Origin of the sequence: Emticicia fluvialis, from assembly GCF_024793945.1 — a bacterium.
GTDB lineage: Bacteria > Bacteroidota > Bacteroidia > Cytophagales > Spirosomataceae > Emticicia > Emticicia fluvialis.
This window is the reverse complement of the sequence record NZ_JANUSD010000011.1, coordinates 188,884-214,660: the sequence shown is the minus strand read 5'-3', so window position 1 is coordinate 214,660 and position 25,777 is coordinate 188,884. Positions and strand designations below refer to the sequence as shown.

The 25,777-nt window shown below is 42.9% G+C and carries 21 protein-coding genes; 11 read left to right on the top strand and 10 right to left on the bottom strand.

The annotated features are described in order from the left end of the window. Positions 1 to 130: 130 nt before the first annotated feature. Complete coding sequence (locus tag NZ848_RS14435; protein ID WP_259016073.1) at positions 131 to 2,548, bottom strand: alpha-ketoacid dehydrogenase subunit alpha/beta; 2,418 nt, start codon at positions 2,546 to 2,548, stop codon at positions 131 to 133. Between the two features lie 269 nt (positions 2,549 to 2,817). Here NZ848_RS14435 and NZ848_RS14430 point away from each other — a divergent pair, with 269 nt between their 5' ends. The 5 genes from NZ848_RS14430 (at position 2,818) to NZ848_RS14410 (ending at position 8,087) form a co-directional block, all read left to right on the top strand. Next, positions 2,818 to 3,243 (top strand): DUF1573 domain-containing protein, encoded by a 426-nt coding sequence (locus NZ848_RS14430; protein WP_101728129.1) that lies wholly within the window; start codon positions 2,818 to 2,820, stop codon positions 3,241 to 3,243. A 180-nt stretch (positions 3,244 to 3,423) separates the two neighbouring features. Continuing rightward, positions 3,424 to 4,629, top strand: a complete 1,206-nt coding sequence (locus NZ848_RS14425; protein ID WP_259016072.1) for an ATP-grasp domain-containing protein — start codon at positions 3,424 to 3,426, stop codon at positions 4,627 to 4,629. A gap of 1 nt (position 4,630) precedes the next feature. Continuing rightward, positions 4,631 to 5,980 (top strand): glutamine synthetase family protein, encoded by a 1,350-nt coding sequence (locus NZ848_RS14420; RefSeq protein ID WP_259016071.1) that lies wholly within the window; start codon positions 4,631 to 4,633, stop codon positions 5,978 to 5,980. Positions 5,981 to 5,991: 11 nt separating this feature from the next. Beyond that, positions 5,992 to 7,329 carry a GntP family permease gene (locus tag NZ848_RS14415; RefSeq protein WP_259016070.1) on the top strand — a complete coding sequence of 446 codons (1,338 nt, stop codon included), beginning with the start codon at positions 5,992 to 5,994 and terminating at the stop codon, positions 7,327 to 7,329. Between the two features lie 65 nt (positions 7,330 to 7,394). After that, positions 7,395 to 8,087, top strand: coding sequence for a sulfite oxidase-like oxidoreductase (locus tag NZ848_RS14410; protein WP_259016068.1), 693 nt, complete (start codon positions 7,395 to 7,397; stop codon positions 8,085 to 8,087). A 52-nt stretch (positions 8,088 to 8,139) separates the two neighbouring features. Here the strand turns inward: NZ848_RS14410 and NZ848_RS14405 are convergent, their stop codons facing one another. After that, the gene (locus NZ848_RS14405; RefSeq protein ID WP_259016066.1) at positions 8,140 to 9,021 is read right to left on the bottom strand and encodes a T9SS type A sorting domain-containing protein; all 882 of its coding nucleotides are present in this window, start codon (positions 9,019 to 9,021) and stop codon (positions 8,140 to 8,142) included. A gap of 127 nt (positions 9,022 to 9,148) precedes the next feature. Further along, entirely contained in the window at positions 9,149 to 9,865 is a 717-nt protein-coding gene (locus NZ848_RS14400; RefSeq protein ID WP_259016065.1) for a pyridoxine 5'-phosphate synthase, read from the bottom strand. A 213-nt stretch (positions 9,866 to 10,078) separates the two neighbouring features. Here NZ848_RS14400 and NZ848_RS14395 point away from each other — a divergent pair, with 213 nt between their 5' ends. Then, the gene (locus NZ848_RS14395; RefSeq protein WP_259016064.1) at positions 10,079 to 10,528 is read left to right on the top strand and encodes a GatB/YqeY domain-containing protein; all 450 of its coding nucleotides are present in this window, start codon (positions 10,079 to 10,081) and stop codon (positions 10,526 to 10,528) included. Positions 10,529 to 10,658: 130 nt separating this feature from the next. Here NZ848_RS14395 and NZ848_RS14390 read toward each other — a convergent pair whose 3' ends face one another. From NZ848_RS14390 to NZ848_RS14370, 5 genes are all read right to left on the bottom strand, one after another. Continuing rightward, a complete protein-coding gene (locus NZ848_RS14390) occupies positions 10,659 to 12,317 on the bottom strand; it encodes a serine hydrolase domain-containing protein (RefSeq protein ID WP_259016063.1) in 1,659 nt (552 codons plus the stop codon). Positions 12,318 to 12,367: 50 nt separating this feature from the next. Next, a complete protein-coding gene (locus NZ848_RS14385; RefSeq protein ID WP_259016062.1) occupies positions 12,368 to 13,576 on the bottom strand; it encodes a helix-turn-helix domain-containing protein in 1,209 nt (402 codons plus the stop codon). 194 nt (positions 13,577 to 13,770) lie between these two features. Continuing rightward, a complete protein-coding gene (locus tag NZ848_RS14380; RefSeq protein WP_259016061.1) occupies positions 13,771 to 17,454 on the bottom strand; it encodes a PVC-type heme-binding CxxCH protein in 3,684 nt (1,227 codons plus the stop codon). Positions 17,455 to 17,538: 84 nt separating this feature from the next. Then, positions 17,539 to 18,663, bottom strand: coding sequence for a Gfo/Idh/MocA family protein (locus NZ848_RS14375; protein ID WP_253529535.1), 1,125 nt, complete (start codon positions 18,661 to 18,663; stop codon positions 17,539 to 17,541). A gap of 69 nt (positions 18,664 to 18,732) precedes the next feature. Next, complete coding sequence (locus NZ848_RS14370) at positions 18,733 to 19,548, bottom strand: sugar phosphate isomerase/epimerase family protein (protein WP_259016060.1); 816 nt, start codon at positions 19,546 to 19,548, stop codon at positions 18,733 to 18,735. A 153-nt stretch (positions 19,549 to 19,701) separates the two neighbouring features. Here NZ848_RS14370 and NZ848_RS14365 point away from each other — a divergent pair, with 153 nt between their 5' ends. Next, a complete protein-coding gene (locus NZ848_RS14365) occupies positions 19,702 to 20,577 on the top strand; it encodes an AraC family transcriptional regulator (RefSeq protein WP_259016059.1) in 876 nt (291 codons plus the stop codon). Positions 20,578 to 20,619: 42 nt separating this feature from the next. Here NZ848_RS14365 and NZ848_RS14360 read toward each other — a convergent pair whose 3' ends face one another. Continuing rightward, a complete protein-coding gene (locus NZ848_RS14360) occupies positions 20,620 to 21,018 on the bottom strand; it encodes a hypothetical protein (RefSeq protein WP_259016058.1) in 399 nt (132 codons plus the stop codon). 139 nt (positions 21,019 to 21,157) lie between these two features. On the opposite strand from NZ848_RS14360, the gene NZ848_RS14355 reads away from it, so the two are divergent. From NZ848_RS14355 to gmk, 4 genes are all read left to right on the top strand, one after another. Continuing rightward, a complete protein-coding gene (locus tag NZ848_RS14355; RefSeq protein ID WP_259016057.1) occupies positions 21,158 to 22,033 on the top strand; it encodes a winged helix-turn-helix domain-containing protein in 876 nt (291 codons plus the stop codon). Positions 22,034 to 22,266: 233 nt separating this feature from the next. After that, on the top strand, positions 22,267 to 22,878 hold the full coding sequence (locus NZ848_RS14350; protein WP_101728108.1) for a sigma-70 family RNA polymerase sigma factor: 612 nt from the start codon (positions 22,267 to 22,269) through the stop codon (positions 22,876 to 22,878). Between the two features lie 135 nt (positions 22,879 to 23,013). After that, the gene (locus NZ848_RS14345) at positions 23,014 to 23,310 is read left to right on the top strand and encodes a hypothetical protein (RefSeq protein WP_253529520.1); all 297 of its coding nucleotides are present in this window, start codon (positions 23,014 to 23,016) and stop codon (positions 23,308 to 23,310) included. A gap of 113 nt (positions 23,311 to 23,423) precedes the next feature. Further along, entirely contained in the window at positions 23,424 to 24,026 is a 603-nt protein-coding gene (gene gmk / locus NZ848_RS14340; protein ID WP_253529516.1) for a guanylate kinase, read from the top strand. A 68-nt stretch (positions 24,027 to 24,094) separates the two neighbouring features. On the opposite strand, the gene purH is transcribed toward gmk, so the two are convergent. Further along, complete coding sequence (purH, locus tag NZ848_RS14335) at positions 24,095 to 25,615, bottom strand: bifunctional phosphoribosylaminoimidazolecarboxamide formyltransferase/IMP cyclohydrolase (protein ID WP_259016056.1); 1,521 nt, start codon at positions 25,613 to 25,615, stop codon at positions 24,095 to 24,097. Positions 25,616 to 25,777 lie beyond the last annotated feature (162 nt).

Sequence of the window (25,777 nt, the reverse complement as noted above, 5' to 3'; positions counted from 1 at the left end):
ATCAACAATGCCAAGTAAAAATCCGAACTTATAAAAAAAGAATCCAATTGAAAACTCCCAATTGGATTCCGTAAATTAGTTTTTTAAATCTAAATAAGTGTATCGCTTATTTAGGACTAGACAATATCGTTTATTTATATAATTCAGGAAAATCCTTCGGGCGGGCTTCACGCATCAGATCATACACGGCCTCAAATATAGTTTCAGCATTCGGTTTTGAGAAATAATCTCCGTCAGCGGCGTAGGCCGGTCTGTGAGCCTGTGCAGAAATCGCCTTTGGCGCCGAATCCAGGTATTTATAAGCCTGTTGTTCGTCAAGCACCTGTTGCATCATAAACGCCGATGCTCCACCGGGTACGTCTTCATCGGCAAAAATTACACGGTTTGTCTTCTTTATTGAGTCAAGAATTATATGATGCACGTCAAACGGCAATAACGATTGCACATCAATTACTTCTACAAAAATACCTGCCTGTTCTAACTGATAGGCTGCCTCCATTACAATGCGGCACATAGAGCCATAGGTAACAATGGTTAAATCGTGGCCGGCTTTCAGAATTTCAGGCACACCCAGTGGTGTACAGATTTCTGAAAGGTTGGTTGGCATTTTTTCTTTTATACGGTAGCCATTGAGGCATTCAATTATTAAGGCCGGGTCATCACCTTTCAGAATTGTGTTATAGAAACCGGCTGCCTGAACATAATTGCGCGGCACCAGCACATGAACCCCACGTAGGGAGCCCAGCATGGCCGACATAGGAGACCCTGAATGCCAGATGCCCTCCAGACGGTGCCCGCGCGTGCGTACAATTAATGGCGCCAATTGGCCACCGGCTGTGCGGTAACGAAGTGAGGCCAGGTCGTCGGTAAGCGTTGCCAGAGCGTAGTAGATGTAGTCGAAATACTGAATTTCTACGATGGGTCTTAGTCCGCGCATGGCTGCACCAATACCCTGCCCAATAATGGTGGTTTCTCTGATACCCGTATCTGTTATTCTTATTTCACCGTATTTTTCCTGTAAACCGGCAAAGCCCTGGTTTACGTCGCCAATTTTGCCTACGTCTTCTCCAATGGCAAATACGCGGGCATCCCGGCTGAATAACTGGTCAAAATAGGCATTCACTATCTCGCGGCCGTCTACATTAGTACTTCTTTCGTCATACTTCGGAGCTACGCCTTTAACCAGCATTGGCGAAGTAGGAAACTCACTTAGTAAATGGGTGTTGAATCTTTCTTTGTTTTCTGCCATGGCTGTCTTCAGCCAGTCAATCAGGGCTTTTTTAGCAGTATTTTCTTCCGAACGCATCAGAATCACTGCCTTTTTAACCAGACTAATGATTTCTCTGCGCACCGGATTTTCGGTATGCTCCAGTTCTTCTCTCAGTTTGGCTATGGCTGCCGATTGCTTACTTTCTATCATAGCCTTTTTTAGTAAAGCAATTGCTGAATCTAAATCAGGCTTAATAGACTCGCGGTAGGCTGCCCATGCTGCATTGCGCGATTTCTTGGCAACATCTTTCGCTTTTATCTCAATGGCATCAATTTCTTTTTCAGAAGCAAAACCGTTAGACAAAATCCATTCTCTCAGGTGAAAGTTACAATCAAACTCTTTTTCAAAATCGAGCCTGTCTCTTGATTTGTACCTCTCATGCGACCCTGACGTGGAGTGACCCAGTTGCTGCGTTACTTCTATTACATGCACCAGAACGGGTACGTGTTCGTCGCGGGCAAATACGGCTGCCCGCTGGTAGGCCTCAATCAGTTCGGGGTAATTCCAGGCACGGGCAACAATTATTTCAATACCATTGCTGCCGTCTTTGCGTTGAAACCCCGCCAGCGCTTCTGATATACTTGATTTGGTTGTCTGGTATTCTATAGGTACCGAAATGCCGTAGCCATCGTCCCATACCGAAAAAATGATGGGTATCTGCAGTACACCGGCGGCATTAATAGATTCGAAGAACATGCCCTGCGAGGTTGAGGCATCTCCAATGGTGGCAAAGCAAACCTCGTTTCCATTGCGTGAAAACTTGGTAAGATATTTTAAATCAGGATTTTGTCTGTATAATTTTGAGGCATAAGCCAGCCCTACAGCCCGGGGCATTTGCCCGGCAGTAGAAGAAACATCGCTAACAGTATTGTACAACTCTGTCTGGTTAAGCCAGTCGCCGTTTTTATCTATCCAGCGGTTGCCGTAATGGGCGTTCATTGAGCGCCCCGCCGAAAACGGGTCATGGTTGATGTCGGGGTGCGCATATAACTGCGCAAAGAACTGTTGCCAGGTAAGCCCGCCTACAGCAGCCAGAAATGTCTGGTCACGGTAATAACCCGAACGGAAATCTCCTTTTCTGAACACCTTCGCCATGGCTAGCTGCGCAAGTTCTTTCCCATCACCAAACACACCAAAATTGGCCCGGCCCATAAATACATCTTTCCGGCCAATTATACTTACTTCTCGGCTTTCGCAGGCAATGCGGTAATCATTTAATACTTCTTCTTTGGTTAAGAGAACATCTGTTGAGGTTATTAGATCTGATACTTCAGTCATGCTGTGAATTTTGAATGGTTAATATGGGAAACATTCCATACAAAAAAAATTTTATGTCTGACTCAACTGCCAAGGCTGAAATTAGTTGTCATACTAACTAATCATGTTGTAAAGTTAAGATAAAATATTGCATTTTTCAAAAAAAGAGTTTTGTTAATGACTTGTTAAAAATTTGGATTTTCTGATGCGTTTAGTATTTATTTGTAAGACGAAACTAAGCGTTACTAATAACACAAAATTTATTTCTCACTTTTAATCGTTTAAATCGAATGAAAAAATTCTTATCGACAATTGCAGTGGTTATGGCATTTGTAGCTTCTGTGCAGGCACAGGGCGTATTGAAATTCAATAAAGAAGTTCACGACTTCGGTAAAGTTTCAGAGGGCCCACTGGCTACTTACAGCTTTGAAGTAACCAACACAGGTAATGCCCCGGTGGTAATCTCTAACGCGGCGGCGTCTTGCGGTTGTACTACACCTGAGTGGCCAAGAGACCCAATTATGCCAGGTGCAAAAAGCACAATTAAAGTAGGTTATAACACCTCTGGTCGCCCGGGTGCTTTCACAAAAACCATCAATGTTACCAGCAATGCTGAAAACGGAACGGTGATTCTTACCATTAAAGGCGAAGTAACTGCACCGGCATCTCCGGCTGCTGCTCCTGCCTCTTCAGCAAAAGGAAAGAAAAAAGTGTAATTGTTGCGCTTAATACAATTAAAGAAGCCATCTGCCTTTTAAAGCAGATGGCTTCTTTGCATTTACAGGCTCCGGAGTACAAATTTTCAGATTTAGCGTTGCGGGGCTTGTCAAAGTGGAAAAAAATTTCGAATATCGAATTCCATTCAATTACCGAAAATTAAACTGATTGTCTTCCCTATGAATTTTCTTTGCATTTGCACTTACTTTAAGGGTGTAGAGTTTCTGAAGTCATGTAAGGCCGAGGGTAATACCGTTTATCTGCTTACCAACAAAAAGCTGGAAGACAAACCCTGGCCTGGGGAGTCGATAGATGAGGTTTTTTACCTTGATAACATTGACAATACTTTTGATACTTACAGCAAGATTATTCAGGGGCTGGCTTACCTGATGCGAACCAAAAAAATTGACCGCATTGTTGCGCTCGACGACTTTGATGTGGAAAAGGCCGCTCTGGCACGTGAGCATTTCAGGATACCCGGCATGGGGCAAACCACCGCCCGTTACTTCAGAGATAAACTGGCTATGCGCATACAGGCCCTAAATTGTGGTATTAATGTGCCGCCATTCAGTCCGCTTTTTCATGATGTTGATATAACCGAATACCTGCAGGCTACGGCAGCCCCATGGGTTATCAAGCCACGCTCAGAGGCATCGGCCGCCGGTATTAAAAAAGTGCATTCGTTTCAGGAAGCCTGGGACACCATTCATAGCCTGGGTGAAGAAAGACATAATTTTCTGATAGAGCAATTCAAGCCCGGCGACGTATATCATGTAGATGCGCTTTCGGTTGATGGTAAAGTTATTTTCAGCAGGTGCAGCCAGTACCTCAATACTCCCTTTGAGGTAGCACATGGCGGAGGGATTTTTCGCTCGGTAACTGTAACGCATGGTTCTAAAGGCGAGAAGGCCTTAAAGAAAATGAACGAGCAGGTAATGAAAGCCTTTGGTATGAAATTCAGCGCGTCTCATACAGAGGTAATCAAGTGCTTTGAAGATGGCAAATTCTATTTTCTGGAAACGGCCTCAAGGGTAGGAGGCGCCAACCTTGCCGAAATGGTTGAATACTCGTCTGGTATTAACCTGTGGCGCGAGTGGGCCAGAATAGAAACAGCCGTGGCCACCGGAGGTGTTTACGAATTACCGGCCGTTGATGACTATTATTCGGGTATTATTATATCACTTTCGTCGCACCAATGGCCTGATTATTCCCTATTTAATGACCCGGAAGTGGTATGGAAAATGAACGAAGAGTACCATGTAGGATTAATTGTACGCTCTGAAAACCGTGAACGGGTTACAGAACTGATGGATAAATATGCTTTAATGATTCATAACCTGGGCTATCATGCCTCGGCACCCGCACCTGACAAACCTATACACTAATATGACTACACAAGAGATTTTTGATTACGTAAATTCACACCCATCAGGAAAAGTAAAACTGGCTGTTGCCGATATTGATGGCATTTTAAGAGGTAAATACATTAGCAAACAGAAGTTTCTGTCAGTAATTGATGGAGACCTTGGCTTTTGTGATGTAGTGCTGGGCTGGGATATGGCCGATGTTTGTTATGATAATGTTGATTTTACAGGTTGGCATTCAGGCTACCCCGATGCCAAAGTGAAGCTTGATTTATCTACGTTCAGAAAGATTCCCTGGGAAAACGATATTCCGTTTTTTCTTGGAGAGTTTATAGAAGAAGCCGCAGAGATATGTCCGCGGAATTTATTAAAAAAAATAATTTCAGAGACCGAGAAGGAGGGGTTCAAGCCATTTTTTTCTCAGGAGTTTGAATGGTTTAATTTTGAGGAAACACCGGTATCGGCACATGAGAAGGGATTCCAGAATCTGAAGCCTCTCACACCAGGGATGTTCGGATATTCAATTTTAAGAAGCACCCTTAAGAACGATTACATGACGGCTTTGTTTGATAACCTGGCCCGTTTTGATGTGCCTCTTGAGGGGCTGCATACCGAGACCGGCCCAGGGGTTTATGAAGCTGCCATTACTTATTCTGATGTACTGACAGCGGCCGACAGGGCGCTGCTCTTTAAAACGTCTGTAAAAGAAATAGCTTACCAGCAGGGTATTATGGCAACATTCATGGCTAAAATCAATGAAAACCTGCCGGGCTGTAGTGGCCATGTACACCAAAGCCTTTGGGATGCAGAAGCCAAAACCAATCTTTTTTATGATGAGACCTCCCCGAATCGTATCAGCGAATTGATGCAGAGTTATATGGCCGGGCAGTTATATTGCCTGCCACATATATTGCCGATGGTAGCGCCTACCATTAACAGTTATAAGAGGCTGGTAGAGGGCGCATGGGCGCCAACCACCCTTACATGGGCGGTTGATAACCGCACGGTGGCTTTAAGGGCGTTGCCTATCAGTAAGAAATCATGCAGGATAGAAACACGGGTGGTAGGGTCTGATACCAACCCTTATCTGGCGCTGGCGGCTTGTCTGGCTGCCGGGTTGTATGGCATTCGTAACCAAATGAAACTAAACCAGCCCGCTACTTTGGGTAATGGTTATCGCGATACCAGCAACGGTATATTGCCCGGGAATCTGGACGAGGCCACCAAGGCCATGAAGGACTCTGCCATCGCGAAAGAGCTGTTCGGTGAAAAGTTTGTAGCCCATTTTACGCAAACCCGAAACTGGGAGTGGCGGCAATATGCCAAAGTGGTTACAGATTGGGAATTAAAAAGATATTTTGAGATTGTATAACTAGCCACTGCATGATTATACCCGTTGTTTTTCTGGCCATTGTTTTTATTATTCTGTCTTCTACCTGGTTTAAGCTACACCCTCTGGTGGGTCTGTTACTGGCTGCGCTGGGTGTGGGTATATTTGCAGGCTTACCCATTGATAAACTGGCTGATACCATCGGAAAAGGCTTTGGCGAATTGATGTCGAAAATCGGCCTGATGGTTATACTGGGTTGTGTAATAGGTGCCATTCTTGATAAATCGGGGGCAGCCATTAAGGTGGCAGATATTATATTGAAACTATTCGGCGAGAAATACCCCGCATTGGCCATGTCGGTTATCGGGGCTATTGTGGGTATTCCTGTCTTTTGCGATTCCGGCTTCATTATTCTGGCAAAGCTTAACAAAATTGTGGCTAAAAAGACCAACCGGCCGCTGGGCACAATTGCCATTGCGCTATCGGGTGGTCTTTTTGCTACACATACGCTAGTGCCTCCAACACCGGGGCCATTGTCGGCGGCCGGAAATTTAAATTTGTCGCATCATGTAGGGTTGGTTATTATGGTGGGTTTGGTGGTTTCTGTACCAAGTTTATTTTTATCTACCTGGTTTGCAAAGAACTATGCCCGGAATCTGAATATCATTGAAGACAAAGAAGATAATCTGAACGTGGCTAATGTAAGCACACTACCTGCCGGTTGGAAGGCCTTCATGCCAATTATTTTGCCTATTATATTAATCACGGTGGCATCTTTTGGCAAAATTCTTCACCTTAACGATTCATTAACCAAGTGGCTGAATTTCTTCGGAAGTCCCTTGGTTTCTTTTCTGATAGCCATATTTTTTTCTTTCAGCCTGTTTCCTGAAAAACCATTCGAGAAAATTTTTGCATGTTTCAAAAGTGGTATCGAACATTGCGGCACTACACTGGTGCTGGTGGGCGCAGGTGGGGCTTTTGGAGCGGTGCTGAAAGAAACCCCACTCAAAGACATTGTAAGCGATTGGTTAATGGCTAATCAAACCTCGGGCATTGTATTTCTGCTCATTGCCTTTCTGGTGGCAGCCTTTTTTAAAACCGCTCAGGGGTCTACCACTACTGCAATGGTGTTAACGTCTGGCATACTGGCGCCTTTACTTGCTGCAATGGGTTTTTCCGAACCATTTGATTTGACCCTACTGGTAATGGCCATTGGCAGTGGTGCCATGACGGTTTCTCATTCCAACGACGCCTGGTTCTGGGTGGTGTCTCAATTTACAGGTCTTACACAAGCCGATGCTTATAAAACGCATACTATTCTTACGGGTTTGCAGGGTGTGGTAAGTATTATTACCGTTTGTGTTATCTATTTACTGTATCATGCTTTTTAGAAAAATGGCACTGCTTTTAACTAAATGGCACGAAAGTTTGTTGTGTGAAATAAACCCCTTAAATGATGGAAGAGGTAAGCAAACTGGATAAAATTATTGAAGCGAGAATGAAACTGAAAGCTCGCTTTGAAGATAAAATGAAAAGTACACCGTCTGTTGCCGACGACCGCCCTTTAGGGACAGGGAAAATCAACAGGCACGGGATGCCGCTATTACCTGTGGGCCAAACAGTCACTCAAAAATGGCCTGTGCTAGACCTTGGGTATCACCCCAGCATAACACTTGACCGTTGGCGATTAACTATTGATGGTGAAGTTGAAAACCCTGTTGTGCTTACCTGGCAGGACTTTATGGATTTACCACAGGTAGAAGACACCAGCGATTTCCATTGTGTAACCACCTGGTCTAAAATGGATATGGTCTGGAAGGGCGTAAGGCTTATGGATTTGGCGGCACTGGTGCAACCCAAAGAGACCGCCACACATATTATGTGTTATGGATATGATACCTACAGCACTAATGTATCGATGGAAGAAGCGCTGAAACCTGACGTGCTGTTGGCACATACCGTTTATGGTGAGCCTTTGCCGAAAGAGCACGGTGGCCCAGTAAGAATGATTACCCCGCAGTTATATGCCTGGAAGGGCTCTAAATGGATTAAGCGCATTCAGTTTTTGCCTAAAAACAAATTGGGCTTCTGGGAAGAAAGAGGCTATTCTAATACGGCCTATCCGTGGCGGAACGACAGGTATAGTTGATGATAGGTAATAAAAAAGGGCCGTATGGCCCTTTTGCAATTGGAAGTAAATCTTATTCTTTATCGGCAGAAAGGTTCACTCTTTTTACCGTGCCATCCTCTCCCTGAGTAACCATCACGAATACTACTCCTTTATGTTTGCCGATGTTAATCTGGCCTACATACTCGCCGCTGAAATCCCTGACTTCGTCCTTGGCAATTACGTTGCCTTTTAAATCCATCACTTTTATGCTTACATCACCTTTTTGCTGGCTATTGAAACGAAGATTCAGTATTTCTGTTTTCGGATTGTTAGGATAAACGCTCAAACCACGAACGGTTTTGCTTGATGCGCTGCCGTCAAAATCAAAAACATCAGGAAAAGTTTTAAACTCAAATTTCAGATCTTTGCCTAATTGATTAAGATTCTCGTTAAGGCCTTTCATGTCAAGGTCAAAGTGAGTTTCAAAATCTTTATCTCTGTCGTTGCGATACACTCTTGTACGCGGTTTCTCTCTGATTATCGCATCGTCATCATCACCGAATTCAAAGTGATTATCATTCCCGTTGCGGCCACGGCTATAGGCTCTTACACGCGGTTTTTCTGAATCAATATCCAGACGCCTTTCAAAATGGTCGTCATTGTTTGATATTCTCTCTCGTTCATTATCGCTGAAGCTTTCTACCTCAACCTTGGTACCACGCACGTTTTCTTTATTTTTGGCCATTACCGAATCCTGATAATTCTGAATCAGTTCTTCTTTTTGTTTGTCGGTCAGGCCGGTGGCATCAAAGTTTTTTTCGTGTACTTTGGTTTTACCGTTAATGTCCTGTTCGATTCTTACACGAACAGTGCTTTTTTTCTCTTTCTTGTCTTGTGCATAAGACGCAAACGAAGCGATGGCCAATGCAGCCAAAAAACTTGCTTTGATAGAATTCCGGAATGTAGCTTTCATAATTTTTTATTTAGAAACTTTAAGAAAAAGACAATGGCATCAGGCCGAATGTTGCACAAACATAGTGAAGTGGTACTTTTTTTGGTGTTAAAGTTTCTTAAAAATTGTTAATGAAGGCACAGGAATCCTATTGTAACTGTCTGAGATACAGTTGTATAGTGTTTTCAAGGCCGTAATAGAGGGCATCACAAATAAGTGCATGGCCAATAGATACCTCAAGCAGATTCGGAATATTCTTTTTAAAGTACATGAGGTTTTCCAGGCTCAGGTCATGGCCGGCATTTACACCCAGACCTACCTGTTCGGCAACTTTTGCGGCTTTTGCGTAGTCTTTGATAGCTTCTTCCCTGTTGTGCGGATAGACCTCTGCGTAACGCTCTGTGTATAGCTCAATGCGGTCGGTGCCCGTTTCGGCGGCGCCTTCTATCATGCGTTCAATCGGGTCAACAAAAATAGATACCCGTATGCCCTGGCTTTTAAAAGTAGCCACCAGGTCTTTCAGGCGCTCACGATGGGTGATGGTATCCCAACCTGCGTTTGACGTTATGGCATTGAGTGCATCGGGTACCAATGTAACCTGGGTAGGTTTGTTGGCCAGTACCAGTTCTACAAATTTGGTCTCCGTCGGATTCCCCTCAATGTTAAATTCAGTTGTAACAATTTCCTTTAAGTCGTAAACGTCCTGATAACGGATATGGCGTTCGTCTGGCCGGGGGTGTACCGTAATGCCTTGTGCGCCGAATCTTTCGCAGTCAATAGCTGTTTTTACGACGTTCGGCATATTTCCGCCACGAGAATTTCTTAAAGTTGCTATTTTATTGATATTTACTGATAATTTTGTCATGGTGATTATTTTAGGAGAAAATAATTTGAAGAACCGGATAGTTTGCCGCGATATTTTAAATTAAATAACTCATTAGATTTAAGAATGAGTTCCCGAAAGAACCAAAATTAACAAGCTTATTGTTTAAATACGTAAACAGCAACATAACCAATTGCCTGATTGTTCTGCAATAATCAGGTAATTGTATTGAATATACAATAAACTACCAGCAAAATGGCACTAAAAACAGAAATTGACGCACAGATTAAGGCAGCGATGCTTGCTCGTGACCAGGTGAGACTTATGGCATTGAGAGACATTAAAAAAGTTATTTTATTGGAAGAAACCAAAGAGGGAAATACAGGTGAGTTGACACCGGACGAAGAGTTGAAATTATTAACCAAAGCAGCCAAGCAAAGAAAAGATTCGGCAGATATTTACCGTCAGCAAAACCGCCCTGATTTATTAGATAAAGAGTTAGCCGAGCTAGCTATAATTGAAGAATTTTTACCGAAACAATTATCGGAAGACGAGCTGAAAGCCAAATTGCAGGAGATTATCGCCAAAGTTGGTGCTTCCGGCCCATCTGACATGGGTAAAGTGATGGGTGCCGCCACCAAAGAATTGGCAGGACTAGCCGACGGTAAAGCGATATCTGCCACTGTAAAATCGCTTTTGGCGTAATTAAGTTGTGGTACCAGAACACGATAATACCTTGGAGCGCTGCAAGGTATTATCGTTTAAAAATTTTTGCTTCGAAGAGATTATTAATCATAAGTTTGAAGCTAATTATAATTCAACATATTTTAGAAAGTTATCTCACTCTAACGAATCTTACTTTTCTGAGGCGGTCTGAATCAATAAAAAGTTCTTCAACTGTTTTTTGAGGATTTTGTGCGAATTCCAGGCTGTAATTATCGGCTGATAATTTTGTGGGTGATACCAAAAAACCACTCCGGTTGTTTTTTCCAAACGAAAGATTGTACGTTTTATCTTTTTGATGCTTAAGCGTTAATGTTACGCCTGTTTCTGCATTATAGAATATTCCGTTTAGCTTTTCAAAATTGTAACCACCCCAGTTTGCATTTACTCTTTTAAGCGAATAAGGCGCATGTGTGGTGTAGTAAGCGGTAACCTCCATTTCATTTTGTGCATTGGGTTTAAATTCCAGCTTAAAGGCGGGGTCGTTCCATTGATGAAAAACGTTGGCAGATTCCCTCAACAGACGGGTATCGTTTCGGCCTGCTCTTAGTAAAAAAAGCGATGTATCTCGCATCTCAAATCGGAAAGTAAAATGGTTATCTGTCTGGTAAGCTCCCAATACTTCGTCTTGTGTAAGGTGTTTTCCAGTATTTGCCGGTTTTGTCAGATAACTTTGATGGCCTGGGCCAATACCTAATAAAATATCTGCCATTTGCCTGCTTTGCATGGCTGGTATTGCCTTGCCACTATTGGTAAGTGTTACAATTGATAGGTTTTCCTGAGGGAAACGAAGGGTGGTGGCTTTCCAGGCGCCGGTGGTTCCTTCATGAAAACTATAGTCGAAATTTTTGTATTTCCCGAATTCCAGTCCCAAGCCATAGTTACGGATGGCTGACCCCTCAAGGGGTTGCTGGCTCTTTGAAATTAAATCGGCAGCAATATATCCGGTTTGTTTTTCCTGAATGATTTTCTCCCAATGCAACTGGTCTTCAAGTGTCGTAAAGAGATTGCCATCTCCGACAATATCGCAGGTCCAGTCATAGCCTGTCCAGGTGTTAAAATTAAAATAGGGCTTAGCAACTGGCCTCTGAATATTTTTATAATCATCGTTAAAGCCGGTATTGGGCATCTTTAATTTTTGGAACAGGGTGTCGGTATATTTCCTGAAAGACGTTTGGGTTACCCGCCTGATTATTTCGGCCAGCAAAATATAGTTTGAGTTGCTGTACAGATATTGGGTTCCCGGTGCAAAGTTTAACTCTTTCTGATTTTTTATCAGGTCCAAAGCATCTGTGTTACTGAATGTCTGTTTCCACCAAGTGATACCTTTTAAAGACCATAAGTCGTACACATCTCTGATGCCACTGCTATGATTCAGCAGGTTTTCTATGCTAATTTTAAACCCTGCGTCTTTATAGATTTCTGGCAGGTATTTTCTGATATCATCTTTTAGGTTCAACCTTTGCTCTTTGGCAAGGGTATGTATAGCCAATGCAGTAAATTGTTTACCATTGGAGGCAATATTGAAACGTGATTGCGGGCCGATTAAGAGGCTGTCGGCGAGGTTGGCGTAGCCGGCGTATTTGATGTATATAATCTTTCCGTTTTTAATAATGCCGGTTGCGATACCGGGGCCTCCTGGTACTACGTCTTGCAACGCTATGGAGTCGAGCGCTTTCTTTATTGATGCCTGAGAGACCTCCTGTGCCTGTAATTGAATATTTGCAATGGCTACAGAAACAAAAAACGGTAATAAGCGTTTGATTTTCATTGAGTTTTTTTAGCAAAAGTCTGTTAAAACCTGATAGGTATCGCTTCAAATCATGATTTGATACCATTTTGCTGCTTTATTTTTTCAAGATAGGCTTTGGGTGTTAAAGAGGTGTACTTCTTAAAGGCTCTGTTGAAAGTTGACTTTGAATTAAAGCCGCTGTCTAATGCAATACCCAATAAAGTGATGAGGCTGGGTTTATCTGATTGCAAAATTCTGATTACCTCCTGCGTGCGATAATGATTTACAAAGTCATTAAAGTTTAGCCCGAATCCCTGATTAATTATCTGAGAGACCCTCTTACTTTGCATGCCCAGATGATTTGCCAGGTCGGTTAATGTTAATTCAGGATTTTTGAACAGGTGGTCAATTATCATGGCCCGCTCAATTTCAGTTTTTAATAATTCAAATTCTTTAATGTCAACTGCATTTAACTGCGCTTTGGTATCAGGCCCCTCTGTGGCATTTTGCTGTTGGGTATCATCCTGGCCTTCATAAAACAGATTGGAATGGTTTAGCCCTATAACACTTTGGAAATAATTTGAGTAGCCACTAATTGAGATATAATAGAACAGAATAGAAAAGCAAATGTAATACCAGAATTTGTTACCGAAATTATTCCATTCGGGGTTTAAGACAAAAAACAACGCTCTTAAAACCACAAGAATCAGCATGGCCGACAGGAATTGTTTTACCCACGCAAACAGGATTTTATCAGCAAAGCTCACAGTCTGATACGTTAGGCTTTTATAAAGGTTGTATACACTCAGACTTAAAGTCAGATAAAAGAACATAGACAGAAACCCAAGTGCCTGATACCAGCCGGCAAAGTCTTTGTCGCGGCCATCCTGATGGAAATAGTTGTTTTTCAGCATTACTTTATCAACCAGCCAGATAAAAACCGTGTAGGCCACATAAAGCAAGGCAGGTAAAAAATGCAGGTAATCTTTTTTAGAAAAACTAAAGGAGGTGTCTAGCAAAGACTTAGTATAAAAATATAAAACAGGAGGGAGTAAGAATAGTTGCTGAAACGGAAAGTAGAACAAAAATTCGCGGTAAGGGTTACGCCCATACCAGCCGGCGTACCCACACATAAATGGTACAATATACAATGTGCTTAAAAATACCAAAGCGCTTAGCCAAATGTTTGATTTGTTCTCTTTCAATAGGCCTTTCAATAGTAACAAAACTGTGTAGACCAGACCATGAAAGAAAAAGACAAATAATAAAGTGCTTTTGGGGTTGAAGTTAAATACCATTCTGTTTATGTAAAAGGCCTGTATCTGGTCAAATATTGCATCCTAAGATAACATAAAAAAGGCTATTCAGGAAATGCATTATTTAATTTCAATGGTTGCCGATGCCTAAAACAAAACAGCTTCTCAATCGAGAAGCTGTTTGTGAAGGTAATTACAATCTATTGTACGTGTTTCTTTATGTTTAAGTAGTTTTATTACTTCACTACTTTCATTGTTCCGAACATTAATCGCCAGTGGCCGGGGAATGTACACACAAACGGGTAGTTACCTGCTTCAGCCGGAGCTGTAAATTTAAGACGATAGGTTTCGTTCGGATTCACCAATGGTGTTGCAGCAATTACCTGCGGTATGCCGGGTACATAGTTTTTCTCGGCACCGTCTTTCTGGGTAATCATTTTATCGGCTGCGTTTCCAATTATCTCCATACTTTTCTGCTTGCCAATTACAATGTTGTGTTGCATGGCATCAGGGTTTTCAAACACCAGCACCACCGGTTTACCGGCCTTAACGGTAAATTCCTTTTTGTCAAACTTCATTTCTTCTTTTACAGACTTGATGTTGATAACAATGGCTTCTTTGTCGTCGTCGGCATTGGCACTTTTCAGTCCCCATGCTACCATTAGCTTATTCAGCCTTTCTGCATTTGTTTCGGTCAGTTTGCTGTTCAAAGAGGCTATGAATCGGGCATTCTCTGCATTCAGTGTTCCTTTTCTACGAGGGTTCCAGCCGTTCGAAATACCTTTAAGTAAGGCAACGTTTTCGGTAGCGGGTAGTTTATCATAGTATTTCAGCAGGCTTGCCAGGGTGTCTGCGGGCATAACAGAAGCATAACTTCTGGCGGCTCTTTCAAGCGCAAATGTGGCTAATTTCTGAGCCTGTTGCACGGTAATCTTCTTGCTGTAATAATTATTTTTCTCGTTGTTTTCTTCTATTTTGTTTTCATAGTCAACCATGATATTGAAGGTATAATCACCTGGTATATCATTAGAGAAATAGAAGTCGCCAGACCACGGGCCATTCGTGTTTTTAGAAATAGTTACTGTTTCGCCCGGGGCTATTCCGGTGTTATGCACCATGCTCCATACGGTAAATTTCTGTTCCATGCCTGCAATGTCAATCCGAAGTGTTACAACGTTGCCTTTCTTTACTGAGTCTTTTCCGTTATTTTTCACCTCAACAAAGTAACGCATACCTTCACGCACATAAGGAGACGAAGGTTCGGTACGGACATTTGAAATCAGCAAATCAACACCGGCAGAAGGAGCAGGAAGCGCTTTTGGTGCTTCTTTTGGGGCTGAAGTGCCATGGTTCATAGCCGAGTGGTCATGGGTCATAGGCGCTGCAGTTTTGGCTCCTGCCATTTTATTCAGGTGTTTTTTCAATAACGCCGATTTATGGCTTGTTAATGCAACTGCAAAAGCATCAGGCAACCAGCGGTCGGTGCTTTCGGTGGCTTGCTCCATACGGTTAAGCAAAGCTTGTTCAGAGGCAGCCGTAAGCGGCATTTCGCTAAGTGCCAGAATGGCGTTTAATACCACTAAAGGTTCTTTGCTGTTCAGCAGGTCATTTTGTAAGATAACATCAACCGAGCTTTTGGTAATTGGTAAAACCTGAATGGCATTTTTCTGCACTGCCCATGAAGGGTGCTTCAATGCACTGATAACCGCTTGTAGCGCTTGCGGGTTGCTTTCTATTGCACCCAGGCCTTTCAAGGTCCAGATGGCATGGATAGCCGCAGTGTTAAGCCCGATTTCATCTACCGACTGGTCTTTTACCAGGGCAATTAAAGCCGGAACCACATCTGTTTTTCCGCGTTCAACCAATAATCTTTGTGCATGGCTTCTCCAAAACATATTATTGTTTTTCAGCGTTGCCAGCAACTCGTCAGGGCGGTCTTTACTTAAAGCCAAAGGCGTATAAGCAGGGGCGTCTTTCCAGCCTACTCTATATATACGGCCATGTGTGAAATCACGCAGGTTGGTTTCATAGGCGTTACCCGACCCGTTATCAAAGCCTTTAGGGGTTGGGTTATGCTGAATAATGTAGCTATACCAGTCTGCTACCCAAACGGCTCCGTCTGGGCCAACTTCGGCAAATACAGGCGCAAACCATTCGTCGGCACCGGCCATCAGGTTAAACGATTCCTTGTCGTCATAGTTAGTCCCTTTTTTCTCCATCAGATTCTGATGCACCACGTGGCCGGTTGGTTCGGTTACAAAGGCAATCTGGTTCCAGTATTTTTTAGGGTACGCCCTTGCTGTATAAAAATTATGACCTGCCGCCGCGGTGAATCCACCAAAAACATCTACCTGCCTTACTTTTTCAGTAATGGGCTTCATGTCTTTGTGCGTATCTGTTGAGCGGCTTCCGTTGTCTGAGTTGAAACCCGGATTGAGGAAGTTACGATGCGGGATAGCCATATACCAACCATGCGAGTTGTTAGCCGTTGACCCGAAAACGTCTCCGGCTTCATTAAAGCCCATACCCCAGGTATTGTTTGAGGTGCTGGTCATCCATTCAATTTTTGAGCCATCGGGCTTAAATCTGAACAATGCCTGCCAGAATTTTACGCTATCGCTATTGGCAACGGGTTTACCTGCAAAACCAGAATACCCTACGCTACCCCAAATCCAGTTATCAAAACCATAATGCAGGTTAGATGGCCCGGCATGGGTATCGCCGGTTCCAAAACCAGAGAACAATATCTTTTTCTCGTCGGCTTTTCCATCGCCGTCGGTATCTTTCAGAAACAACATGTGTGGCGCCTGAGAAACAATCAGGCCACCATTGGCAAACACCATTCCGGTAGGGATGCTAAGGCCATCGGCAAAACGCGTAAATTTATCGGCCTTTCCATCTTTGTCGGTGTCTTCACAAATCAGAATGTAGTCGCTTCCGCCGCTATCTTTTCTTTCGTTCGGGTAATCTTTGGTAATGAGTACATATAAACGGCCTTTTTCATCCCACGACATCGCAATGGGGTGTTGTACATTGGGTTCTGCGGCAAATAAATCCAGCGTGAAATCGGCCGGCACCTGAATGTGTTTCATTGATTCGCCGGGCGGCAGTGGCAATTGTTGCATTGGCACACCAGGGCGTTTTTCATAGTTTGGAAGATTGGCCTCTCTGTATTCAAACGGTTTCGGGTTCAGAGCCGCATGGGCTGAACGGGCGTTTTCGTCAACTGCCCAAACGATGGCATTATAAAGCAATTGCTGAAAACCCCTGTTGCTCCAGGTGTTGTTATCGTGCCCGTAAGCAGTATAAAACACACGGCCTTTACCATAAGTGCGGGTCCATGTATAAGGCTCAATATTGGTTTCTGGTCTGTCGCTTTTTTGATCGGCCTTTATTTCTCTTACCTGCAATACGTTGTTGTCTGGTTGCAAATGGCTGTGCAGGTAGGTTTCGTCATAAGCCTTGATTGCCGGTAAATCTTTTACAATGAGATGTGTAGGCAAAACTGTCTGCACCTGAATGGTATCCATCTTATGTCTCCAGAATTGCCCGCCTACCATTTTAACGTACTCAGGCGAATTACGAAAACAGAATGAGGCGCAATGGATAGGCAGAATACCCTTGCCGGAAGCCACGTAATCTAACAGGGCTTTTTCGGCAGCGGGGGTTATTTCGTCCCAGTTGGCATAAATCATCAGCGCATCATATTTAGCCAGATTGGCCGGGTTGATGTCTTCCAGATGGTCGGTATAAGTAAAATTAACACCTTTTGCGCCTAATGCGGCCATTAGCGTAGGGAGCCTTTCTATGGGTTTATGATGCCCGTTGTCGCCCAGAAAAAGAATTTCCAGTCGGCGGGCTTTTTGTGCCTGAACGCCTTGCCAAAGCACAAACATCAGGAATATGAGTGTTTTTTTCATAAGTATAAAAATAAAGCAGGGCAATGAATATTGAATAGACCTACAAGTATTCGGGGCAGTATTAGCCTGCCCCGAATGATATAATTAAGCATTGGTGAAGTCTGGCAGGTACATAATTTTACCACCCTGCATGGCAGACTCGTGTGCCAGAATACCTACGCTTGTCCAGTTGGCAGACTGTGCGGCATTCGGGAACGGCTCACGGTCTTCAACCAGCGCCATCACAAACTCATGAGCCAGGTGCGGGTGTGACCCTCCATGACCGGAACCCTGCGTGAACGACAAGTGGTTGTTTTCACCCAAATCATACACACCTTTGGTTGTAAACTGCTGAATGCCTTCAGGCAATAACTCTGCGTAGTCTTTCACCGTTACTTTTTCCGGAATTTCGTGTTCAGGCTTTTTGGCGGTGTGTATTACGTGTTGTTCGTCTTCAATCAGCGCCCACTCAAAAGATTTTTTCGAGCCGTACACCTCAAAGCTTTCGCGATATTGACGGGCAACATCAAATAGTGAACGATACACATACGCGCTCAGGTCGCTGTCTTTGAATTTGATATGTGCTGACTCAACCGCAAAAGGTGAATTATGGATTTGCGCCAGTTCTTCACGAATAGTGCCTGAACCAAAACAAGAAACATATTCAGCTTCCAGTTTCAGCAAACCAGCTACCGGGCCTACGCAGTGAGTAGCGTAGTGCATAGGGGGTAAGCCGGGCCAGTAATCTGGCCAGCCGTCCATATCCTGCTGGTGGCTTGCTTTCAGAAATTGTACCTTACCCAGTTCGCCTTTTTCGTATAATTCTTTTACAAACAAAAACTCGCGGGCATAAACCACGGTTTCCATCATCATATATTTTTTGCCTGTTTCTTTTACTGCTTTCACAATAGCCATGCAGTCTTCTACCGAAGTAGCCATAGGTACCGTACATGCTACGTGCTTGCCTGCATACAAGGCTTTCAGGCTTTGCTCGGCGTGGTTAGGGATAGGCGAATTGATATGTACTGCATCTACATCCGGGTCTTTCAGTAGCTCGTCATAGTCTGAGTAACGCTTTTCAATGCCGAAGGCATCTCCGATCTGATTCAGTTTCTCTACGTTACGTTGGCAGATGGCATACATATTGGTATGCGGATGGCGCTGATAGATTGGGATGAACTCAGCCCCAAAGCCAAGGCCGACGATAGCAATATTGATTTTCTTTGACATGGTTTATTTGTTTTTAGGTTCGGGTTAAATCCATTCTGGGTGTGCATGACACACGCGCTTTACGGGATTTCAGCCAATACTATTTTTTAAAAAACTAAGACTATCTTTCATTAATTGTGTTTCAGAGTCAAACATTTTACGCCAGATATTGGCCACGGCCAGTTTCTGGCTAAAGGCTTCTACCGACAGCCAGCCGTCATACTTGATTTCTTCCACCGCCTTGAAAACCTCTTCCCAGTTCACGTTTCCTTTGCCTACGGTGCTTCGGTCGTTTTCTGAAACCTGTATATGCACCAGGTGCCTGGATAACTTTCTGATGGCATCGCCCAGGTTTTTTTCTTCAATATTGGCATGGAAGGTATCGAACATTATTTTGCAGGCAGGGTGGTCTACGTCTTCAACCAGTTTAATTAGCTCGTCGGTTGATGACACCAGATAACTTTCAAACCTGTTCAGGTACTCAAGGCCTAAGGTAATGCCCAGGCTATCGGCATAATCGGCCAGTTCTTGCAGGTTTTCAACTGCCCAGCGCCATTCCTGCTCGGTTGGTGGCTGGCCGGTAAATTGTCCGAGGGCGGAGTGATAGGGCCCATTAAGCAAATTGGCGCCTAAAACCATGGCACAGTCAACAGCTCTTTTATTACGTTCAAGCGTGGCTTTACGCATGGCAGGGTCGGGGCTTATCTGGTTAAAGTCCGGGCCACAGATGGTTACCGCAATTCTGTCCAGTTCCAGCTCGTCCAGTTTTGCACGCCAGGTGTACCAGTGCGATGGGTCTGTATCAAAAATGGGTACTTCAACGCCATCAAACCCCAAAGCTTTTATTTCTTCCAATACCGGAAAAAGACTCTCGTTTATTTCTGTTCCCCACAAAAGGAGATTCATCCCGAACTTCATGCTGATTTTTTATTTTTTCACATTACAAAACTATCTTAAAAAAGTACAAAATAATGAGCCTAATTTTACTAATAATGACTGTATTTTGACATTAATTATTTTTATTGTTAAATTTAATGCTAAAATTCAGAATAGTTAGAAATGAAGCCAATCCTAAAAAAATCAGTAGACAGTGTTGTTTATTCTTTTACTTTAAAAGAGCTGGTAGAGCCGCATTTTGACCCTAACTGGCATTTTCATCCGCATTATCAGTTGTTTACCGTGCTGGAAGGCAGCGGAACAAGATTTATTGGTGATAATATCCGCCATTTTGAAGCGGGCGATACCGTTTTTTTAGGGCCGAATATTCCGCATCTCTGGCAAAGCGACCGCGTGTATTTTGACCATAATTCGGGTTTACAAACGCATGGTATAGTAATTTATTTTACCGAGGATTTTCTGGGCGACGGTTTCTTTGAAAAAAGCGAAATGCACCCCCTGAAGCAATTGCTTGAAAAAGGAGAACGCGGGCTTGATATTTTTGGGGGTACGCGAGATTACATCAGGCATGAGCTGCTAAACCTGCACCAATATGAGGGCTTTGAGCGGGTGTTGAAGTTTCTGGCTATGCTGCACGAGTTGTCGCAGTCTAACGAGTATAGTTATATTGCCAGTTTTGGGTATGTAAATACGCATAAGGTTTCGGAAACCGAACGCATGCAAAAAGTGCATGAGTATGTAATGAAACACTTTAAGGAAGAAGTAAGATTGAGCGAACTTGCCTCGCTGGTTAGTATGAGCGAATCGGCCTTTTGCAGGTACTTTAAGAGCCGCACCAACAAAACTTTCTTCGATTTTATAGCCGAAATCCGTATCGGCCATGCCTGCAAGTTGCTGCATGAAGGCAGCCTGAATATTACACAGGTGGCTTATGAAAGCGGGTATAATACCATTTCTAACTTTAACCGCCAGTTTAAAGATATTACCGGTAAAACACCTTTTATGTACCAGAAAGAGTACATAAAAGGTATCAGGTAATTCGGCTTAACCAATTTGCGGGTTAAGCAGCTTTGTTATTTTTTATTTCACCAATATTTCATTGTGCGGCAAGGCATATTGTTTGTCTAGTGTCAGCAATACTATCTGGTCGCCTTTTTTGCAGCTTGATAATACTTTCTGCACATCTACTTTCATAAAATCTTCTTTTGAAAACAAGGTGATGGTCCGCGTTTCTTTTTCTTTAATGGCCACTTTAAATGGTATTGGGTTTACTGGTTTACTTTCAGTAGCCGACAGGCTCACGGTATTCACTGTCAGTTCTCCTTTGGCATCAATAGCTATTTCATTTTTATAGCCTGTTTTGGTATACTGGTCTACCACCATTTTATTGCCAAGAAATGCTGCTGAGCAAATCTGCTGGCTAAATGCACTGGCTGCCAGTGCACAACAAAAGAATGCGGTTGCAAAGAGTTTTTTCATAATTGTATTTTTTTTTGAATGTATATTGACCCAAATGTAACTTACTGGCCACAGGCAGAAGTAAAATGAATGTAAAAAAGTGTAAATTGTATGTAATTCTGTTAAATCTGATTCATCTTTACTCTACTTTTGTCTGATTATGAAACCAAAAATATACATCACCTGCCTGGCCATACTGGCGGCTTTAGCGCTTTCGGCAGGCACATGGTCTGTTGACGATTCCGGTGGATTTCTTGAAAAGAGAGCCATACTGGTTGTGCGCGAAATAGGCCACAAGCTTTTGCTGCATGCCGGAGACTCTACCTCAACCATACTGCCTGTAAAAAAGGTAGGCGAAAGAATCTTTCAACTCGAATTTCAGAGCAAATTTTCTTTTGTTCCGGATACACTCGTAAAAATTGTGCATGAACGGCTGGCCAATGCCCAGCTACCGCTTGATTACATGGTTAATGTTTACAGCTGCAATAAGCCTGATGTTATATTCGGATACGAGGTAAGAGCCAAACAAACTGACGTAATGCCCTGCCTTGGACGTAAACAAACAACCGACTGTTACCAGATTCAGATTGAGTTTACGGGCGATTATCAGAAAACTTCCGGCATGAATGTATGGTGGGCTGTAGGGTTTATTTTAACAGGTGGAACACTTTTTTCAATTTTCAGCGCAAGATTATTCCGGTTGGTTAAGAAAAATACAAAAGTGGCCAACAGCCCTTTTGTAATGCTGGGCAGTTTCTACTTTTATCCGGAAAGAGCCTTGCTGGTAAAAGGTAAAGACGAAGTGGAGTTATCAGACAAAGAAGCCAGACTGCTGAGCATTTTTGCGGCTAACCAGAATCAGGTAGTTGAAAGAGAAAAACTTTTAAAAGAAGTTTGGGAAGACGAAGGCGTATATGTAGTGGGCAGAAGCCTGGACGTGTTTGTTTCTAAACTAAGAAAAAAACTGCAGGCAGATGAAAGCATCAGGATAACGAGTATTCACGGAAAGGGCTATAAACTTGAAGTTTCTGCCTGATTTTTCTGGGTATTAAATGTGCCTGAGTGCTAAGCCGGCAGGTAAATTATCATTGTAAATATCCTTTCGTACTGTCAAATCTTCCATCGGCGTAATTTTCGTTTTCATGGAATATTATTATTTTTTTCTTGCTAAAACTCTTAACTTTACCGAAATTATGGAGGAGTATACATTTGAGCTAGTACAATGCCTATAAATAGCTGTTTGTAGGTTTTTTTAAAGCCATTAAGCTTATGGAAGAAGAAATAATTGAAATAGAAAGATATTCAGAAAAAGAAAAGTACGCGGTCTTTGATAAGGAATTTATGCCTCATATTGACTCGATGTACAATTTCGCCTTCAGACTTACCAACGACGAAGACGATGCCAATGACCTGGTACAGGATACCTATCTGAAGGCATTCAGGTTTATCAATTCATTTGAGCGTGGAACTAATGCAAAAGCGTGGTTGTTTAGAATACTGAAAAACAGTTTTATAAACGACTACCGCAAGAAAAGCAAGGAGCCGTCAAAGGTTGATTATCAGGACGTTGAAACTACCTATAATTCGGTAGAAGATGCCGAAATGGATGCCACAACTGACCTGCGGACCGAGACTGTTCAGGATATGATTGGCGACGAGGTGGCTAATGCATTAAACAGCCTGCCCGTTGATTTTCGTACGGTAATTATCCTTTGCGATATTGAAGGGTTTACGTATGAAGAAATGGCAAAAATTTTGGACATACCTATCGGAACGGTTAGGTCAAGATTACACAGAGCAAGGAATTTGTTGAAAGAGAAGCTGAAAAGCTACGCCTCATCTATGGGCTACAAGACCGATGAAATGGCAGAGCAGGATTAAGCAGGCGGTCTTGAATTAGACTTTATTAAGGATTAGAAACTATCGATAATTAGTGTGGATGGCCAAAAGCCTGAAACAATAAAACAAAACATTAATTGAGAGGGCGCAGAGTGGAGTCCCCTAAACATTATACCAATGAAACATAGGTGTGAAAATCATCAGAAGTGTATGCAAATGATACAGGCTGTACTTGATGGATCGGCATCAGAGGCTGAGCTAGAGCATTTTAAGTTACACATGGACGATTGTATGCCCTGCATTGAGGGTTATAAATTGGAGAAGAGTATCAAAGACGCACTTCAATTAAAGATGGAAAAGAAATGCTGCCCGCAGTCGACAGTAGTAGATATAAGAGCAAAAGTAGGACTGGGATTATTGATATTAATGTTTGTGTTTGCCGAAGTAAAACTGTATCATTTGTTGTTTAGTTGATGATTTCGTTATCTTTGCAAAATATTCAGCCATCAGGTTTAAAAGCCTGGTGGCTTTTTTAATAATTCATTTCAGCTACCCACCTTGTTTGGGCAAGGTAAAAAACACTCTCAATGAAAGGTAAAGCCATTATTTTTTGCGCTCCGTCCGGCTCCGGAAAAACTACCATTGTTAAGCACCTGCTTGATAAATACGCAAACCTCGGGTTTTCTATCTCGGCCTGCACAAGAGATAAGCGCGGCAGAAACGAAGAAAACGGAAAAGACTATTATTTTCTGACAATACACGATTTTAAGGAAAAAATTGACAACGAAGCATTTATTGAATGGGAAGAGGTGTATCCGGGTGCGTACTATGGCACCTTGAAGTCGGAGATTGAACGGATGTGGGCAGAAGGTAAAAACGTAATTTTTGATGTTGACGTAAAAGGTGGGTTGAATCTGAAAAAGTATTTTGGCGATAATGCCCTGGCTATTTATGTAAAGGTGCCGTCAATGGAAGAACTGGAGAAGCGTTTAAGAAACAGAGGTACTGATAGTGAAGACAGTATTTCAAGACGCCTGTATAAGATGAAGTTTGAGATGGAGTTTCAGAGCCGCTTTGACGTGATACTTCTGAACGATGATATTGAGACTTCGTGGCAAAAAGCAGAAGAACTTTACGAAAGTTTTGTAAGAAATGAATTGAAGATAGAGCAGAAACCTCTTGAAATATAAAGAAGACTTTAAAATATATTGTGCCACGGTTTTGCTCTGATGAGCCCAGCCGTGGCACAATTGCTTTATTAATGAAGGAAGTGTCTCACCCCGGTTAATACCATTGCCACACCATTTTTATTACAGAAATCAATAGAGTCCTGGTCACGGATAGAGCCTCCCGGCTGAACTACCGCATTTATGCCTGCTTCATGCGCAATCTCCACACAGTCTGGGAACGGGAAGAAGGCCTCAGAAGCCATTGCTGCTCCTGCTAAATCAAATCCAAATGTTTTGGCTTTGTCAATGGCTTGCTTCAGGGCATCAACGCGCGAAGTTTGCCCCACACCACAAGCCAGTAACTGACCGTCTTTTGCCAGCACCACATTGTTTGATTTCAGGTGTTTGCATATTTTCAAAGCAAACTCTAGCGCTTTTACCTCGCTTTCGGTCGGCGCTTTTTCGGTGGCTACCTTAAAGTCTTTACCGGTTTCAATGGCGTTGTCTTTGTCTTGCTCCAACACACCATTCAACAAAGTGCGGAATTGTTTTTTACTTAATTCAACGGGTTTTCTGATAAGCAATCGGCGGTCTTTTTTCTTTTTCAGAATGGCCAGCGCGTCGTCATCGAACGATGGCGCAATTAAAATCTCGAAAAACAGCTTATGCAGCTCTTCTGCTGTGGCCAGGTCAACGTTAGCATTGGTAATAATAACACCACCAAAAGCCGAAACGGGGTCACAAGCCAGTGCATTTACATAGGCCTGATGCGCCGTAGGGGCTGACGCCACACCACAGGCATTGTTATGTTTAATAATTACAAAAGAGGTTTCTTCAAACTCATCAATCAGTCTTACGCAAGCCTCTACGTCCATCAGGTTATTGTATGATAATTCCTTGCCGTGTATCTGGTCAAACATTTTATCCAGATCACCGTAGAATGTAGCCGCCTGATGCGGGTTTTCGCCATAGCGTAGTTCTTTCTTTGGTAATGCTGCAAAACTTTGCAGACTATTGTAAACATCATTAGCAAAGTAAGCATGAATGGCCGTGTCATATTGCGAACTCATGGCAAAACCTTCCATGGCATAACGGCGGCGGTCTTCCAGGTCAGTGCCGCAATCTTTGGCTTGAAGTATATTGAAGACGTCGTCGTACTGGTTACGAGACGAAACAATCAGAACGTCGTTAAAATTTTTGGCAGCGCCGCGTATCAACGATATACCGCCGATATCTATTTTCTCGATAATGTCTTCTTCTCCGGCACCAGAAGCCACCGTTTCCTGAAACGGATATAAATCTACAATCACTAAATCAATTGACGGAATTTCAAATTGAGCCGCTGTCTGAACGTCACCTTCGTTGTCTCTGCGATAAAGAATGCCACCAAAAACTTTTGGATGAAGGGTTTTTACACGCCCACCAAAAATAGAGGGGTAACTGGTGAGGTCTTCTACGGCTGTAACCGGTATGCCCAGGTCTTCAATGAAACTTTGAGTACCGCCCGTTGAGAAAATCTGAACGTTATGTTCGTGCAATAATTTTACTATTTTATCTAAGCCGTCTTTGTAGTAAACCGAAATAAGGGCCGATTGTATTTTCTTAGCCATTTTGGAATGTTTTGCTATTAATGGTATGAAATTCTATGGACAGGTGCGGCCATAGATTATGGTTGTGAAAACGAAAGTGCAAAATTAGTGCTTTTTTGTAATACGTCAGCATTTTTAGGTAAACATTCAAAAAAGCCGGGTATTGAACCCAAAAACATGGTT

What these genes read in the sequence shown, in the direction of transcription:
- NZ848_RS14405 (WP_259016066.1), bottom strand. Translation starts at nt 9,021, where the DNA reads ATGAAAGCTACATTCCGGAATTCTATCAAAGCAAGTTTTTTGGCTGCA.
- NZ848_RS14365 (WP_259016059.1), top strand. Translation starts at nt 19,702, where the DNA reads ATGAAGCCAATCCTAAAAAAATCAGTAGACAGTGTTGTTTATTCTTTT.
- NZ848_RS14410 (WP_259016068.1), top strand. Translation starts at nt 7,395, where the DNA reads ATGGAAGAGGTAAGCAAACTGGATAAAATTATTGAAGCGAGAATGAAA.
- NZ848_RS14375 (WP_253529535.1), bottom strand. Translation starts at nt 18,663, where the DNA reads ATGTCAAAGAAAATCAATATTGCTATCGTCGGCCTTGGCTTTGGGGCT.
- NZ848_RS14430 (WP_101728129.1), top strand. Translation starts at nt 2,818, where the DNA reads ATGAAAAAATTCTTATCGACAATTGCAGTGGTTATGGCATTTGTAGCT.
- NZ848_RS14435 (WP_259016073.1), bottom strand. Translation starts at nt 2,548, where the DNA reads ATGACTGAAGTATCAGATCTAATAACCTCAACAGATGTTCTCTTAACC.
- NZ848_RS14425 (WP_259016072.1), top strand. Translation starts at nt 3,424, where the DNA reads ATGAATTTTCTTTGCATTTGCACTTACTTTAAGGGTGTAGAGTTTCTG.
- NZ848_RS14350 (WP_101728108.1), top strand. Translation starts at nt 22,267, where the DNA reads ATGGAAGAAGAAATAATTGAAATAGAAAGATATTCAGAAAAAGAAAAG.
- NZ848_RS14355 (WP_259016057.1), top strand. Translation starts at nt 21,158, where the DNA reads ATGAAACCAAAAATATACATCACCTGCCTGGCCATACTGGCGGCTTTA.
- NZ848_RS14345 (WP_253529520.1), top strand. Translation starts at nt 23,014, where the DNA reads ATGAAACATAGGTGTGAAAATCATCAGAAGTGTATGCAAATGATACAG.
- NZ848_RS14395 (WP_259016064.1), top strand. Translation starts at nt 10,079, where the DNA reads ATGGCACTAAAAACAGAAATTGACGCACAGATTAAGGCAGCGATGCTT.
- NZ848_RS14415 (WP_259016070.1), top strand. Translation starts at nt 5,992, where the DNA reads ATGATTATACCCGTTGTTTTTCTGGCCATTGTTTTTATTATTCTGTCT.
- NZ848_RS14390 (WP_259016063.1), bottom strand. Translation starts at nt 12,317, where the DNA reads ATGAAAATCAAACGCTTATTACCGTTTTTTGTTTCTGTAGCCATTGCA.
- NZ848_RS14420 (WP_259016071.1), top strand. Translation starts at nt 4,631, where the DNA reads ATGACTACACAAGAGATTTTTGATTACGTAAATTCACACCCATCAGGA.
- NZ848_RS14380 (WP_259016061.1), bottom strand. Translation starts at nt 17,454, where the DNA reads ATGAAAAAAACACTCATATTCCTGATGTTTGTGCTTTGGCAAGGCGTT.
- purH (WP_259016056.1), bottom strand. Translation starts at nt 25,615, where the DNA reads ATGGCTAAGAAAATACAATCGGCCCTTATTTCGGTTTACTACAAAGAC.
- NZ848_RS14360 (WP_259016058.1), bottom strand. Translation starts at nt 21,018, where the DNA reads ATGAAAAAACTCTTTGCAACCGCATTCTTTTGTTGTGCACTGGCAGCC.
- NZ848_RS14385 (WP_259016062.1), bottom strand. Translation starts at nt 13,576, where the DNA reads ATGGTATTTAACTTCAACCCCAAAAGCACTTTATTATTTGTCTTTTTC.
- NZ848_RS14400 (WP_259016065.1), bottom strand. Translation starts at nt 9,865, where the DNA reads ATGACAAAATTATCAGTAAATATCAATAAAATAGCAACTTTAAGAAAT.
- NZ848_RS14370 (WP_259016060.1), bottom strand. Translation starts at nt 19,548, where the DNA reads ATGAATCTCCTTTTGTGGGGAACAGAAATAAACGAGAGTCTTTTTCCG.
- gmk (WP_253529516.1), top strand. Translation starts at nt 23,424, where the DNA reads ATGAAAGGTAAAGCCATTATTTTTTGCGCTCCGTCCGGCTCCGGAAAA.